At 62.0% G+C, this 15,377-nt stretch carries 12 protein-coding genes and 1 riboswitch; of the genes, 6 read left to right on the forward strand and 6 right to left on the reverse strand.

Annotated features, from left to right (window positions below):
* Nucleotides 1–13: 13 nt before the first annotated feature.
* Nucleotides 14–119, reverse strand: a riboswitch (TPP riboswitch).
* 196 nt (nucleotides 120–315) lie between these two features.
* A complete protein-coding gene (locus HX839_RS02810; RefSeq protein WP_008439123.1) occupies nucleotides 316–1,755 on the forward strand; it encodes a TolC family outer membrane protein in 1,440 nt (479 codons plus the stop codon).
* A gap of 122 nt (nucleotides 1,756–1,877) precedes the next feature.
* Here HX839_RS02810 and waaA read toward each other — a convergent pair whose 3' ends face one another.
* Together waaA and HX839_RS02820 are read right to left on the reverse strand one after the other, a co-directional pair.
* Nucleotides 1,878–3,155 carry a lipid IV(A) 3-deoxy-D-manno-octulosonic acid transferase gene (waaA, locus tag HX839_RS02815; RefSeq protein ID WP_102367970.1) on the reverse strand — a complete coding sequence of 426 codons (1,278 nt, stop codon included), beginning with the start codon at nucleotides 3,153–3,155 and terminating at the stop codon, nucleotides 1,878–1,880.
* A gap of 23 nt (nucleotides 3,156–3,178) precedes the next feature.
* The gene (locus HX839_RS02820; protein WP_008439125.1) at nucleotides 3,179–4,069 is read right to left on the reverse strand and encodes a LysR family transcriptional regulator; all 891 of its coding nucleotides are present in this window, start codon (nucleotides 4,067–4,069) and stop codon (nucleotides 3,179–3,181) included.
* Nucleotides 4,070–4,172: 103 nt separating this feature from the next.
* Between HX839_RS02820 and HX839_RS02825 the strand changes: the two genes are divergently transcribed.
* The 4 genes from HX839_RS02825 to HX839_RS02840 all read left to right on the forward strand — a co-directional run bounded on the left by HX839_RS02825 (nucleotide 4,173) and on the right by HX839_RS02840 (nucleotide 7,656).
* A complete protein-coding gene (locus tag HX839_RS02825; protein ID WP_003209492.1) occupies nucleotides 4,173–4,508 on the forward strand; it encodes a multidrug efflux SMR transporter in 336 nt (111 codons plus the stop codon).
* A gap of 153 nt (nucleotides 4,509–4,661) precedes the next feature.
* Nucleotides 4,662–5,837 carry an FAD-binding oxidoreductase gene (locus HX839_RS02830; protein ID WP_008439128.1) on the forward strand — a complete coding sequence of 392 codons (1,176 nt, stop codon included), beginning with the start codon at nucleotides 4,662–4,664 and terminating at the stop codon, nucleotides 5,835–5,837.
* Entirely contained in the window at nucleotides 5,834–6,646 is an 813-nt protein-coding gene (locus tag HX839_RS02835) for an aldo/keto reductase (protein WP_003209490.1), read from the forward strand. The genes HX839_RS02830 and HX839_RS02835 overlap by 4 nt, the downstream gene beginning before the upstream one ends.
* Before the next feature lie 41 nt (nucleotides 6,647–6,687).
* Nucleotides 6,688–7,656: a hypothetical protein gene (locus HX839_RS02840; protein ID WP_003209488.1), complete on the forward strand. Its 969-nt coding sequence runs from the start codon at nucleotides 6,688–6,690 to the stop codon at nucleotides 7,654–7,656.
* Between the two features lie 133 nt (nucleotides 7,657–7,789).
* Here HX839_RS02840 and hldE read toward each other — a convergent pair whose 3' ends face one another.
* Complete coding sequence (gene hldE / locus HX839_RS02845) at nucleotides 7,790–9,211, reverse strand: bifunctional D-glycero-beta-D-manno-heptose-7-phosphate kinase/D-glycero-beta-D-manno-heptose 1-phosphate adenylyltransferase HldE (protein WP_003209486.1); 1,422 nt, start codon at nucleotides 9,209–9,211, stop codon at nucleotides 7,790–7,792.
* Between the two features lie 154 nt (nucleotides 9,212–9,365).
* A complete protein-coding gene (gene msbA, locus HX839_RS02850) occupies nucleotides 9,366–11,171 on the reverse strand; it encodes a lipid A export permease/ATP-binding protein MsbA (RefSeq protein ID WP_003209481.1) in 1,806 nt (601 codons plus the stop codon).
* Between the two features lie 159 nt (nucleotides 11,172–11,330).
* On the opposite strand from msbA, the gene HX839_RS02855 reads away from it, so the two are divergent.
* On the forward strand, nucleotides 11,331–13,208 hold the full coding sequence (locus HX839_RS02855) for an O-antigen ligase family protein (protein WP_177020759.1): 1,878 nt from the start codon (nucleotides 11,331–11,333) through the stop codon (nucleotides 13,206–13,208).
* A gap of 66 nt (nucleotides 13,209–13,274) precedes the next feature.
* Here the strand turns inward: HX839_RS02855 and HX839_RS02860 are convergent, their stop codons facing one another.
* Entirely contained in the window at nucleotides 13,275–14,159 is an 885-nt protein-coding gene (locus tag HX839_RS02860; RefSeq protein ID WP_003209477.1) for a glycosyltransferase, read from the reverse strand.
* Nucleotides 14,156–15,304, reverse strand: a complete 1,149-nt coding sequence (locus tag HX839_RS02865) for a glycosyltransferase family 4 protein (protein ID WP_008439138.1) — start codon at nucleotides 15,302–15,304, stop codon at nucleotides 14,156–14,158. Before HX839_RS02865 ends, HX839_RS02860 begins: the two co-directional genes overlap by 4 nt.
* Nucleotides 15,305–15,377 lie beyond the last annotated feature (73 nt).

The raw sequence follows: 15,377 nt of genomic DNA on the forward strand, positions 1-15,377 counted from the left end.
GAGGACTCGCCGGGTGACGAGAAATCTTGTTCCCTACGCAGGCGCTAACCTGATCAGGTTCAACGGGATCCGGTATTTACCGATCTCAGCCTTCCAACAAGGCACCCCGACAAGAACGCGGCCAGTCTAGACCATGGAGCAGGCAAATTGCCAACGGCGGTGCATTCATCGTGATGAATGGCGTAATTACAGGATTGTTGTGCCGTGATAGCGCCACTACACTCGGTGACTGCCTGAGGTCTTGACGCCAGGAATGGGCCGCCTTAGCCTTGGGCTCCAAATTATCGCTGTAATATTTATTCTAGGGATCGCCTCATGCTGCGCAAACTTTCACTGGCTCTTGCCGTGTCTTGTGCGACCAACGGACTGGTCTGGGCAGCTGAAGCGCCCCTGACGACCAAAACCGACCTGGTCAGCGTCTACCAGGAAGCGGTGGACAACAACGCCGACCTGGCCGCCGCCCGCGCCCAATACGGCGCGCAGAAAGAAGTGGTGCCCCAGGCCCGCGCCGGGTTGCTGCCGAACCTGTCGGCCGGTGCCGACATCAACAATGTGCGCACCCAGCTGGACCAGCCCGCCGCCACGGTCAACCGCGACGCCCATTCCTGGCGCGCGACCTTGAGCCAGCCGCTGTTCCGCGCTGATCGCTGGTTCCAGCTGCAAGCCGCTGAAGCCGTCAACGAGCAGGCCGCGCTGCAACTCTCGGCCACCGAACAGAACCTGATCCTGCAAAGCGCCGAAAACTACTTCGCCGTGCTGCGAGCCCAGGACAACCTGGCGTCCACCAAGGCCGAAGAAGCCGCGTTCAAGCGCCAGCTGGACCAGTCCAACGAACGCTTTGACGTCGGCCTGTCGGACAAGACCGACGTGCTGCAATCCCAGGCCAGCTACGACACCGCACGGGCCAACCGGATCCTGGCCCAGCGCCAGGTGGACGACGCCTTCGAAGCGCTGATCACCCTGACCAACCGCCAGTACAACTCGATCCAGGGCATCGTCCACACGCTGCCGGTGCTGCCGCCGTCGCCGAACGACGCCAAGGCCTGGGTCGAAACCGCCGGCCGCCAGAACCTGAACCTGCTGGCCAGCAACTATGCCGTCACCGCCGCCGAAGAAACCCTCAAGCAACGCAAGGCCGGCCACGCGCCGACGCTGGATGCCGTGGCGCAATATGAAAAAGGTGACAACGACGCCCTGGGCTTCAGCAACCCGAGCGCCTTTGGCCAGCCGTATCACGGTGACGTGTCGCAACGCACCGTAGGCTTGCAGTTGAGCATCCCGCTGTACAGCGGCGGCCTGACCAGCTCGCAAGTGCGCGAATCCTATTCCCGCCTGGGGCAGACCGAGCAGCAGCGCGAAGGCCTGCGTCGCCAGGTGGTGGAAAACACCCGCAACCTGCACCGCGCGGTGAACACCGATGTGGAGCAGGTACAGGCGCGCCGCCAGTCGATCATCTCCAACCAGAGCGCGGTGGAAGCCACGGAAATCGGTTACCAGGTGGGCACGCGCAATATCGTCGATGTGCTGGACGCCCAGCGCCAGCTGTACACCTCGGTGCGCAACTACAACAACAGCCGCTACGACTACATCCTCGACAACCTGCGCTTGAAGCAGGCGGCGGGCACGTTGAACCCGGGGGACTTGCAGGATCTGGCGCGTTACCTGAAGGCCGACTACAACCCGGACAAGGACTTCCTGCCGCCGGACCTGGCCAAGGCCGCCGCGGCGCAGCTGAAGGCTAACCCGGGTTACTAAGACTGCCAAATAACCCAATGTGGGAGCGGGCTTGCTCGCGAAGGCGGTGTATCAGTCGACTTATTCGCTGACTGACACTGCGCATTCGCGAGCAAGCCCGCTCCCACATTTGATTTGTGTTGTTAGACGTTAAGCAGTCTGCCCAATCCGTCCAGCAAACGCTTCAACGCCCCCTGATTGGCGCGCATCACCGCCAGCCCCGCCTGCCCCATCTTCTGCGCGTCCTGCGGCAGCTCGAACAAACGCTGCACCGCCACCGCCAAACCCTCGGCATCGTCCACTTCCTGCAACGCGCCGGCGTCGCGCATCATTGCGCTGATTTCCAGGAAGTTGAACACGTGGGGCCCGCAGATCACCGGCTTGGCCAAGGCCGCCGGCTCCAACGGGTTATGCCCGCCCGTGGCAACCAGGCTACCGCCGACAAAAGCGCTGTCGGCCAGGGCATACAGAAACAGCAACTCGCCCATGGTGTCGCCCAGCAGCACCGAGGTTTGCGCCGTCACCGCCTCGCCGCTGGAGCGACGCACCGTGGCGAAACCCTGTTGCTGGCACAGCTCGAACATCGGGTTGAAGCGCTCCTGATGGCGCGGCACCAGGATCAGCAACGCATTGGGATAACTGGCAAGCAACTGGCGATGGGCAGCGAGCACCACTTCGTCTTCGCCTTCGTGGGTGCTGGCGGCGATCCACACCGGGCGTTCACTGGCGTGCCACTGTTCACGCAACGCGGCGGCGAGCGCCAGCAGTTGCGGGTCGATGGCCAGGTCGAACTTGATCGAGCCGGTGACTTCGACAGTCTCGGGCCGTGCACCCAGGCTGCGAAAACGCTCGGCCTCGGTTTCGGTCTGGACGGCGAACAGGCTCATTTCCGCCAGCATCGGCGCGGTCAGCCTGGCGAAACGCCCGTAGCCCTTGGCCGAGCGAGCCGACAGCCGCGCGTTGGCCAATGCCACGGGAATCCCGCGTTTGGCGCACTGGTGAATATGGTTGGGCCACAGTTCGGTCTCCATGATCACCGCCAGTTTCGGCTGCACGCGATCGAGAAAACGCTTGGCCGCACAGGGCAAATCGTACGGCAGGTAGCAGTGCTGGATGCGCGGCTCGTTGGCGAACAACGCCTGGATGCGCTCGGAACCGGTGGGCGTCATGCAGGTGACGGTGATCGGCAGCTGTGGATAACGTTCCAGCAGCCCGCGAATCATCGGCGCAGCGGCGATGCTTTCGCCCACCGACACCGCATGCACCCAAATCCCGCCGGGTTGCATCACCGGCAAGCCCCAGGAGAAGCGTTCTCCCACGCGCTTCGCGTAAGCAGGCGCTTTGCGGGCTCGCAGCCACAGACGTAAAGCTACCAACGGCAGCGCCAGGTAAAACAGACAGCTGTAGAGAGTTCTATTCATGGCGGCGGAGTTTATCGGCTTTTTCAGTCGATCGCCTGCAAGCACTCGGCAAAACGTTCGGCGAGGAAACGCGCGGCCGGGCCGAGGGGCTCGTCGCGACGCCAGACCAGCTCCACCACCAGCGCCGGCGGGGTCCATTCGCTGTTCAGTTCGACCATCTGGTTCTGATAGGCCGGATACTGCACCACATGCCGCGGCAACCAGGCCCAACCCAGGCCGCGCGCCAGCCACTCGGCCAGCACGTAGAAACTGTCAGCCCGCCACACTTGCGGGCTGGCGGCCTCGCTGCCGGGATACACGCTGGTCTGGGTCGCCATCAGCAATTGGCGAAACTGCGCCAGGCGCTGGCAATCCACGAACTGTTCCTTGGCCATGGGATGCCCGATACCGCACACGGTCACCATCTCCACACTGCCCAGCACGCGGCGCTCCAACGCTTCGGGGATCTGATCGTGATAGAACAGCAGGCCCAGATCCGCCTTGCGCTCCACCAGCTTGCGCGCGACATCGCCTTGGGCGGCGCTGGACAACTGCACTTCCAGGCTGGGAAATTTTCCCGCCAGCGCTTCGAGGCTATCGAGCACCGGCTGATAGAGCATGGCTTCATCCTGGGCCAGGCGCAGGCGCGCCTCTTCACCGCGCATCAATGACAAGGCACGGCCATTCAGGCGCTCGCACTGGCGCAAGACTTCCCGCGCCTCCTCGAGCAGTGCCGTGCCCGCCTCGGTCAAACGGGGCTGGCGGCCGCTGCTGCGATCAAACAGGGATACGCCCAGGTCCGCCTCCAACAGGGCAATCCCATTGCTGACTGCCGATTGTGCCCGACGCTGGTCCCGCGCCACCGCCGAAAATGAACGCTGCTCGGCGACGCTGACAAACAGGCGCATTTGCTCAAGACTCCACTGCACGCTCATGGCTCAACCCATCTTAAATTCGGATAGGTAATGACTTTACCGCATCTGGTAAGTCTCTAAAATGCCAACCTTATCAAGCGACCCTGTACCGAGGATTTACCCCATGAACGCCGCCTACTATTACTTGGCCATTGCCATCTGCTCGGAAGTGATCGCCACCGTTTCCATGAAAGCGATCAAGGGTTTCAGCACGCCAATCCCGTTGTTGCTGGTGATCGTCGGCTACGGCGTGGCCTTCTGGATGCTCACGCTGGTGGTGCGCACCGTGCCGGTGGGTGTCGCGTATGCAGTGTGGGCCGGGATGGGCATCGTGATGGTCAGCATCGCCGCGCTGTTTATCTACGGGCAGAAACTGGATATCCCGGCGATGCTGGGCATGGGCCTGATTGTGCTGGGCGTGGTGGTGATTCAGTTGTTCTCGAAAACGGCCGGGCACTGAGCGTTCACGCGAGATTCAATTGAGGCCGAAACTCGCAGCCTCGTTCCACTCGACAGCTCCTGCGGTGCGTCTGTCATCAGGGAGCGTTGGGGCGAAGATTCACTTCATGAGCCTGTATACTGCGCAGCCTGTCTTGAACACTGAGGTCGCTGCATGCCATCCGTTATTTCCACCGACGTTCTGATTGTCGGCGCCGGGGTTGCCGGCCTCTGGCTCAATGCGCGCCTGCGCCGCCAGGGCTTTTCCACGGTATTGGTGGAAAGCGCCACCCTCGGTGGCGGGCAAAGCGTGAAGTCCCAGGGGATCATCCACGGCGGCGCCAAATACGCACTGCACGGCGCCCTGACCGGTGCCTCCGAAGCCATCGCCGACATGCCCCGCCGCTGGCGCGAAGCCCTGGCGGGCAACGGTGAACTGGATCTCTCCGGTGTGCGCCTGCTGTCCGAAGCCCACTATTTGTGGTCGCCGGGCACCATCGCCGGCAACCTCACCAGTTTCTTCGCGAGCAAGGCCGTGCGTGGCCGCGTGGATCAAGTGAAGGGCGATGACCTGCCACCGGCCCTGCAAGATCGCCGCTTCAAGGGCAAGGTCTATCGCCTGGCCGAACTGGTGATCGACGTCCCAAGCCTTATCGAACGCCTGGCCCAACTGGCCGGCGACGGTTTGCTCGCGGGTAAACAGATCGAACCCTTGCTGGAACAAGGCACACTGGTCGGCCTGAAGGTCGATGGCCGTGAGATCCGCGCCCAGCGTATCGTCGTCAGCGCCGGCGGCGGCACCGCTGACCTGCTCGGCGCCCTGGGCCTGAGCCAGCCCGCCATGCAGCGCCGACCGCTGCACATGATCATCGCCAAGGGCCCCGGCCTGAAGCCGCTGTACGCCCACTGCCTGGGGGGCGGCACCAAGCCGCGCATCACCGTGACCACGCATCCCGCCGCCGACGGCAATTGGGTGTGGTACCTGGGCGGCGATATCGCCGAAGCCGAAGGTGTGGCCCGTACCCCGGAGCAACAGATCGCCACCGCCCAAAAAGAGCTGGGGCAGTTGCTGCCCTGGATCGACATGAGCCAGACCCAATGGGCCACCTTGCGCGTCGACCGCGCCGAACCATTGCAGTCAGGCCTGACCCGCCCGGACAACGCGTTCCTCGCCGAACAGGATCGCCTGTTGGTGGGCTGGCCGACCAAGCTGGCATTGGCACCGGATTTCGCCGATCGAGTGATCAACGCACTGGAACGTGACGGCATCAAGCCCGGAACTACCGAAAAACTGCCCGAGCTGCCGAAACCCGCCATCGCCCAACCTGCCTGGGAGCAACTGCTGCCATGACCCTGCCGACTCTGCACGACCTCCACCGCCCGCTGGGCAGCACCGGCCTGCTGGTCTCGCCGCTGGGCCTGGGCACCGTCAAGCTGGGCCGCGACCAAGGGGTGAAATACCCCAGTGGCTTCCAGATTCCCGATGACGATGCGGCGCGGATGCTGTTACGCCAGGCCCGGCAATTGGGCATCAACCTGATCGACACTGCGCCCGCCTATGGCCGCAGCGAAGAACGCCTGGGCCCGCTGTTGCGCGGCCAGCGCCAGGAATGGGTAATTGTCAGCAAGGTGGGCGAAGAGTTTGCCGAAGGCGTATCCCATCACGACTTCAGCGCAGCCCACACCCGGCTTTCGGTGGAGCGCAGCCTGAAACGACTGGAAACGGATTTTATCGACCTGGTGCTGGTGCACTCCGACGGCAACGACCTGCATATTCTCAATGATTGCGAGGTTTACCAGACCCTGGAAGACCTCAAGCGCGAGGGCAAGATCCGTGGTTTCGGCTTCTCCGGCAAAACCGTCGAGGGCGGTGTAAAGGCTCTGGAACAAGGTGATTGCGCCATGGTCACCTACAATTTGAACGAACAGGCCGAGAAAGCCGTCATTGATTATGCCGCCGCACACGGCAAGGGCATCCTGGTGAAAAAGGCACTAGCCAGTGGCCATGTCTGCCTGGAATCCGGAGTGGATCCAATTCACGCCAGTTTCATGCTGTTGTTTGCGCAAACTGGCGTTGCCAGTGCTATTGTCGGGACCATTAATCCGCTGCACCTCGCCCACAACGTGGCGACCGCTGCCAAGGTCATTCGCCAACTCTGATGCCGCCGACGCGGCCGACCCCGACGCAAGAAGGAGCCGACATGCCGCGAACGCTCATAAGAAAGAACCCCAGCAACTTCAAGACACTGCCGCTGCACGTCGAAGCAACCCCCGAAGGCTTGAGCTACCAGAGCGTCGGCATGCCGCTCAACTTCGCCCAGACCCTGCAACGGCGCAAGCCGGTGGAGGTGAAAGACACCGAGCGTTTCGTGCTGGAGCTGGCCAACCTTGGGGTCTCGGTGCGCCTGACGCTGCACTGGCAGAACCGCGATTACTGGGTGCTGGTGCGCCAGCGCCGACAAGACCGTGGCGACGTCGTGCTCAAGCTGATCTCCGGCTATGTGCCGGCCCACGAACTGAACCTGCCACTGCACACCGCCATCCAGGAAATCGCCGAGGAATGCCTGCTGGAAACCCCGGAAGGCTGGCTGGGCGGTCGTTTCAATGACACCTGGCTGCCGGCGCCCTACTCGTCGGCCCTGCACTACCGCGAAGCGTTGCCGTTCCGTCTCTCACCGCTGTCCGGGGCCGCGCGCCCGGTGCGCTGCGCCACCATGCAATTGATTGAACGGCCACGCGCCTACGTGCACCTGCCCACGGCTTCGCTGCAGTTGATTTATGACTTGCGCCTGGAAGTGCCCAAGGAGGCGAAGTCCCTGAGCCTGTTTCATGTGGACGAGCGCCTGGAGGGCGACCAATTGGTGGCCCGCCTGGACCGCCAGCGCCCGGACCTGTACCTGATGCCGCTGAAGGACGGGCAGCCGTGTGCGGAGCTGTATACCTTGAAGAAGGATCAGCTGTATCCGGCGAGTACGCGAGGGTTGTATCTGGCTGAAAGCTTTGCCCAGCAGGAAGGCTGGATCGTGCGGGATGAGCGGATCCGCTGGAAGGACTGGCTGCGCCAGCAAGGGCTGAGTGCACCGGAGAAAGAATCGAAATTGAAGCGCTTGACGGGTAAGGCGCGGCAGATCTTGCGCAAGATCGTGCCGAAGAAAAAAGCCAACCCGTAACCGGACATCAGGTCGCGGCGGTCGAATGTGGGAGCGGGCTTGCTCGCGAATGCGGTGTATCAGTCACTGCATCTGCCAGCTGACCCACCGCTTTCGCGAGCAAGCCCGCTCCCACACGAACCCGCTCCCACCATCAGTTATTGCGGATCTTCTCGACAATCGCCGTGGTCGAGCTGTTTTCCACCAACCCCAGCACTTTGACCTTGCCACCGTAGGCACTGACGATATCGGCACCCACCACCTGGTCGACGGAATAATCACCGCCCTTGACCAGCACGTCCGGCTTGACCTGGGCCAGCAGGTTTTCCGGGGTCGCCTCGGCAAAGCTGATCACCCAGTCCACCGCACCCAAACCTGCCAGCACCGCCATGCGACGGTCGACACTGTTGATCGGCCGGCCTGGCCCCTTGAGGCGGCTGACCGACGCATCATCGTTGACTGCCACGATCAAGCGATCGCCCTGGGCCCGCGCCTGCTCCAGGTAGGTCACGTGACCGGCGTGGAGGATGTCGAAGCAACCGTTGGTGAAGACAATGCTCTCGTTATGGGCACGGGCATCGTCAATCGCCAGCAACAGTTGCTCAAGGCTCAACACGCCGCGCTCCGAGCCTTCGGATCGCTGGATGGCGCGGCGCAGCTCAGGTGCACTGATGGCCGCCGTACCGAGCTTGCCGACCACGATACCTGCTGCCAGGTTGGCCAGGGCCACCGCATGGGGAAGTTCCTCGCCCGCCGCAATTGCCGCGGCCAGGGTGGAAATCACGGTATCACCGGCACCGGTCACGTCGAACACTTCACGGGCCCGCGCCGGCAGGTGCATGGCCGGGTGATCAGGACGCAGCAAGGTCATGCCGTGTTCGCCACGGGTCACCAGCAAGGCACCCAGGTCGAGGTCGGCCATGAGTTGGGCGCCCTTGGTCACCAGCTCGTGCTCATCGACACAACCGCCGACGATGGTTTCAAATTCGCTGAGGTTCGGCGTGATCAGGCTGGCGCCCCGATAAATCGAGAAGTCCTTGCCCTTGGGATCTGCCAGCACCGGAATGCCCCGGGCCTTGGCGGCCTGGATCAGTACCTGATGGTTTTTCAAGGCGCCTTTCCCGTAGTCGGACAGCACCAGCACCTTGATGCCTTCGAGCATCTCGTCGACCTGGGCGCTGAGCACCAGGGCGTCGGTGGCGAAGGGTTCTTCAAAATCGATACGCAGCAATTGCTGGTGCCGACTCATGACCCGCAGCTTGACGATGGTCGGCTGGTGGGGAATACGCTGGAACAGCGCACGCACACCCGCACCCTTCAGGCTGTTGGCCAGGCTGTCGGCAGCCTCGTCGTCGCCGGTCACACCCACGAGGGATGCCGGGGCGCCGAGGGCGGCAATATTGAGGGCAACGTTGGCAGCGCCACCTGGACGGTCTTCGATTTGCTCGACCTTGACTACCGGTACCGGTGCCTCAGGGGAAATCCGTGAGGTACCGCCATGCCAGTAACGGTCGAGCATGACATCGCCGACCACCAAGACAGGGGCTTGATCGAATCGCGGCATGGACAACTTCATGGAGCAACCCACATACAAAATGAACAGGGGCGCGATATTACCACAGGGTTGTCAAAGGCTTGTGCAATGTAGGAGCCGGCTTGCCGGCGATGCGGCCACCGCGGTTTTTCAGTGCAACCGCGGTGGCCATCGCCGACAAGCCGGCTCCTGCAGATCAGGTGATGTCGGCCGGGATCGGCGCGTCCAGGCCCATGGCATGCAGCCGGGCGTAGTAACCGTTTTGCGCCAGCAATTCGCCGTGGGTACCGCGCTCGACTATCCGTCCATCGTCCATCACCAGGATCAGGTCGGCTTTCTCGATGGTCGACAGGCGGTGAGCGATCACCAGGGTCGTGCGGCCTTGCATGACCTTGTCCAGGGCGGCCTGGATATGGCGCTCCGATTCGGTGTCCAGCGCCGAGGTGGCCTCGTCGAGGATCAGCAATGGCGCGTTCTTGAGCAAGGCCCGGGCGATTGCCAGGCGCTGGCGCTGGCCGCCGGACAGCAGCACGCCGTTTTCGCCGACCTGGGTGTCGAAGCCCTTGGGCAACTGGTCGATGAAGTCCTTGGCATAGGCATCGGCCGCTGCCGCCTCGACATCGGCCCGCGGTGCGCCAGCCAGGTCACCGTAGGCGATGTTGTTGGTCACGGTGTCGCTGAACAGGGTCACGTGCTGGGTCACCTGGGCGATGTGCCGACGCAGGTTGAGCAGGCGATAGTCTTCGATTTCCACGCCGTCGAGCAGGATCTCACCGCTCTCATGGTGGTAGAAACGCGGGATCAGGCTGGCCAGTGTCGACTTGCCGCTACCCGAACGCCCCACCAGGGCAACCATCTGCCCGGGCTCTGCGGTAAAGGTGATGTCCTTGAGCACATGGCGCTCGGTGCCCGGGTAGGTGAAGTTCAGGTTGCGCACTTCCAGGCGGCCGCTGACCTTGTCGCGCTCGATGGTGCCGCGATCGATTTCCACGTCTTCGTCCAACTGCTCGAAAATACTTTCGGCACCGGCCACGCCTTTCTGGATGGTCGAGCTGACTTCGGACAGCTGGCGGATTGGCTTGGGCAACAGGCCGGCCAACGTGATGTAGGCCACCATGTCACCCGCCGACGCATCACCGCGAAGGTACAGGACCAGGAACATCAACACTGCCATGGCGCTGTAGATCACCAGTTGCAGCGCCGGCGTATAGATCGCGCCGGTGCGGGTCATGCGCAGTTGCTTGTTGGTGTTGCTCAGGCTCGCCTTGAGGAAGCGCTTCTGCTCATACACCTCACCGCCGAAGCTGCGCACCACGCGGTAGCCTTGGATGGTTTCCGAGGCAACGTGGGTCACATCGCCCATCGCAACCTGGATCTTCTTGCTCTGCTTGCGGAATTTCTTGCTTGCGGTGCTGACCATCACGGCAATCAACGGCAGGATGGCGATCATCACCAGGGTCAGCCGCCAGTTCATGAACAGCAGCGAGGCGAACAGGAAGATCACCGTCATGCCTTCGCGAATCACCACCTTGATGGCATCGGTCGCAGCACCGGTGACCATGGTCACGTTGAAGGTGATGCGGGAGATCAGGTGCCCGGAGTTGTGATTGTCGAAATAGCGGTTCGGCAGGGTCAGCAGGTTGTTGAACAACTGCACCCGCAGGTCGTGGACCAGGCCCAGGGAAACCTTGGCCAGCAGGTAGTTGCCCAGGAACGAACCGAGGCCCTGCCACGCGGCGATCAGGATGATCAGCAACGGCACGGCCTGCAGCAGTTGCAGGTCACGCAGGAAAGGCACCGTGGGGAACAACACCGCTTCAGGGTTGGACAGGCCATCGACAAAGTACTTGAGGATGTAGCCCAGCATCGGCTGGGTCGAAGCGAAAATCAGAAAGCCGACGATACTCAACGCGAACAAGCCGGCATAGGGCTTAACGTAGCTGAGCAGGCGGAAGTATATTTTCAAGCTCGAAGGGCTTGCGCTCGGACTGGAGTCGGTCATATCACGCGGCGGTTTTGAAAAAGGAGGCTGACTTTAGCACAGCTTCTCTGTTGTACTTGCACGCGGCACAACCGCAGCCCCGTTGGATCCAACGGACGACATTATATAGCCACTACTTTAGTATGGTCGGCTTTCTTTATTCTGGAACGGCTTTTCTGTATGCACTCCAAGCGCCTTACCTATGGCTCAAATCGCGTTTTCGACTTCCTCTGTTTGTGGATTCTGCCCATCGGCTTGTTGTTGCTCCTGAGTTCGCTGTTCTTCGTCACCAATCGAAACGTGCTGCACAGGTTCTACTACCTGCTGTTCGCAGCGCCGACACTGTTGCTGCTGTGCCTGCGCCCGACGGAATTCAAGCAGGTATTGCGCGAGCCCCTGGCGATTGCCTTCCTGGTTTTCTCGGGCTGGGCGCTCACCAGCCTGCTCTGGAGCCCTGAGGCCACGACAGACTCCGACCTGTTCAAGCGGCCACCGAATACCTTCACGTTGTTTGTCGGCTTAGGACTGTTGCTGCATTACCGCAGCGAACTGTTCAAGCCGATCTTCTTCTGTGCCGCGCTGATTGCGCTGATATCGAGCGCCTGCAGTCTGGTGGCTTTTGCTCCCCACCTCTCGGATGGCTCGCGAATGATCGGCGGGCGTGGCGCTCTTGATAATCCGCTGCTGAGCTCTCACGTATTCGGATTCTTCTGCATTTACTGGCTGTACGTATGCATGACCACCAAGCGTGCGCACGTACTCTGGTTCAGCGTTCCGGCACTGGCAATCATGGGCGCTGCAGTGATGGCCACCGGCTCGAGAACGCCGCTGGTTGCCCTGCTCCTTGCCGTGCTCTGGATGAGTTTCATCACTCGCAATCGGCGCTCGGCCCTGCTGATCGCCTGTATGGCGCTGGGGGCCGCGGCGCTGCTGCTGCTCTATCCCGAACTGATCACCAATCGTGGCAGCTCGTCCCGCTTCGAACTCTGGAGCATGTCGCTTGAGCGTATTGCCGAACACCCCTGGATCGGCCACAGCTACGACTCAGAGTTGTACCTGACACTCGCCGACGGCAATCAACTGCGCGAACCCCACAGCTTTGCCCTCGGCGTGCTCTATTACGTCGGCATCATCGGCTTCATCCCGTGGATATTCATGCTCGGCTGGGGCCTGTACAAAAGCCTCAAGGAACGTGCGCAGCCATTGTTCATCCTGGCCTCCTCCCTGCTGGCCTATGGCATCGGTGCCGGCCTGACCGAAGGCGGCGGCATTCTCTCGCGACCAAAAGAGCACTGGTTCCTGCTGTGGATCCCGCTGGCACTGATCGCCGGCCTGAGCATCGCCCAGCGTCGCCGCAGCCTGCTGCGCATGCCGGTTCAACGCCTGAAATCGCAAGACTTCGAACAGCTGTGCGCCAACGCCCACGTGATCGAAGCCGATGGCCTGGGGCCCAAGGTCCTGCGCCTGGAGGATGGCAGCTTCCTCAAGCTGTTCCGCCCTCGTCGCTGGTACACCTCAGGCAGCTTCAATCCCTATTCAGAGCGCTTTGCCAGCAACAGCGAGCAACTGCGTGCATTGGGGATTCCATCACCGGTCATCCTCAATCTCTATCAGTTAAAGGATGCGAGCAGCGCCGTACGTTATCAGCCGCTGCCCGGCCTGACCCTGCGCCAGGCCCTGCAAAGCCTGGACAGCAGCCTGCGGGAATCGCTGATCGAACGTTTCGGCCGGTTCATGGCCCAGCTCCACGAGCGCGGCGTGTACTTCCGCTCCCTGCACCTGGGCAACGTACTTTTGATGGATGATGGCGAGTTCGGCCTGATTGACGTGGCAGACATGCGCATCTACCCATCGCCGCTGCGTAACGCCCTGCGCCAGCGCAACCTGCGGCACATGCAGCGTTATCCCCAGGACCGCAACTGGTTGTTCGAAACCCACTTTGAACAACTCGCCGCTGGCTACGCTTCGGCTGCATCGCCAAGCGCCACGGCGAAGATCCGTGACCAGGTGTCCAGGCTCAATCGTCCGGTTGCGCAGGTAGCGAACCCGGCCAAGTGATGGTTTGAAGCGCCGGGGTTGCAGGCCCCGGGCCATTGCGGTGAACGCAATGGCCCGGCCGAAGCCCTATGAGCTGCGCTGCGGCGCCAGGTACAGCCGCACCAACCCACGCAAGGTCTTGCGACCCCAGAACTTCAACGGAATCTGCTTGAGGATCTCCCGCGCCAGTGGGCGGTCACGGTCGGCGGTCTTGAGGAACATCGAGTTCAGGAAGTTGTAGCGAACCTGATCGTAGGCGGGATGATCGCTGAACAACCCGTAGGTCTTGAGGATGTTCTGGATCATGTAGCGGTGATTCTTGTAGGTGTTGGTCGCGTGCTGGCGATAGCGCGCCATCACCACGCTCAACACGTCGATGGTGTACCCGGCGTGGGTGATCTTCAATTCGATCAGCAAGTCTTCCAGCGGAATCAGCGGATCGAACCCTCCGACCTCTTCCAGCGCCTGCCGACGGATCATCAGCGTCGGTGCCGGCGGAAAGGGCTTGCGATCGAGGAACAGGTCATCGAAATCCAGGCTGCGAAACGGCAAGTCGCGGCGCTGCTTCTTCTCCGGGTATGGCTTGCCGTCCCCATCAATCAACTCGATATTGCCGGCGCAAATACCCACCTTCGGCTTGCCTTCCATGTAGGCAACCTGGGTGGCGATGCGCTCGGGCAGCATGATGTCATCGGAGCCGAATGGCGCGATCAGGCTGCCTTTGGCGCGAGCGATGGCACCGTTCAGGGTATTGGTCAGGCCCTGGTTCTGCTGCACCTGGAAATCAAACCCGTGTTCGGCCTGCAAGCGCTGGATGCGCTCCACGCTGTCATCCCTGGAGCCATCGTCTACCACCAGCAACTCGATGTTGGGGTAGGTCTGGCCGAGCACACTGAGAATGCTCTGCTCGATGTACGGCCCGTGGTTGTAGGAGGCGATGATCACAGTGACCAGGGGTTGCTGCAGACTCATGCTTTACCTACTTCACGCAGACCGGTTTCGATCAGGTTCAAATACTTGTGCCGGAACTCGTCCAGGGTGTGGTTTTCTTCCAGGTAGCGGAACACTTGCTCACCCTTGGCGCGCAGTTCTTCGTCGCTCAGCGCCAGGTAAGTGTCCAGTGCTGCCGCCAACTGCTCGACATTGCCCGGATCATGGGAGAGGCCGCCGGCACCTTGCACCAACGGCAGCATCGCCGGGCCATTGGAGGCGATGACCGGCAGATGGCCGCTCATGCCTTCCAGCAGCGCCAGGCCCAGGCCTTCGAACAACGACGGCATGGTCCAGATGTCGAAACCGCGCACATACTTCATGCCATCTTCGCGAAAGCCCAGCAGGTGCGCACGGCCGGTCAGGCCCAGGCGCTCGATATCGGCGCGCAGGTCTGCTTCGGCGCGGCCGGAGCCGATGATCCCCACCTGGGCCTCAGGGTATTTGTCCTTGAGGGTGGCGAACGCTTGCAACAAATGGGTGTGGCCCTTGATCGGCACCAGGCGGCCCAGGGCGCCAATCATCCGCGCATCCAGCGGCAGGCCAAGGGCCTTGCGCGCTTCATCCCGTGGCAACTGCAAGGCTTCGGCCTGGGGGATGTCGATGGCATTGGTGACAAAGGTGGTGTTTTCGCGGGTGAACCCGCAGTTGAGGTCCACCAGGTAATCCCTGACCGCTGCCGACACCCCGACGAATCGCCACGCCGGGCTGACCCACTTCTGCGTCTGGCGCCGGCGGTAGCCCCGGGCGTACTCGCCAAAACCGTGGGAGATGCCGATGCACAGGGGGATCTTCAACCAGCGGTTGAGCGACAGCATCATGTTCACCGACTTGAAGCGGTTACAGATGACCACGTCGAATTTCTGCTCGCGGCAATATTTGTAGATCTGCCACATCGCGCCGAAACGAATGCCCTTGAGGGACTTTTCCGGCAACTCGAAATAATGGGAGTGCTCAGCCACGCTCAGGGGCTGGCCGGGCAGCGGGCGGCCGCTGAGGAACCCGGATGTGACCTCGAAACGTTCAGCCGGCAAGGCCTTGACGATCTGCTCGCCGAGGTCGGCGAAGTCGTGGGTCTTGACGTTGTAGTCCGGCTGTAACTGCAAAACCTTGAAACGAGGTTTCATAACTCTCCATGCTGCAATCTGGCTGCGGGCGCGCAGCCCGGCGAAAAGGGGCGGCAGGCGCTGCAAGCCTGCC

This window comes from Pseudomonas sp. I8001, from assembly GCF_013385345.1.
Classification (GTDB): Bacteria; Pseudomonadota; Gammaproteobacteria; order Pseudomonadales; family Pseudomonadaceae; genus Aquipseudomonas.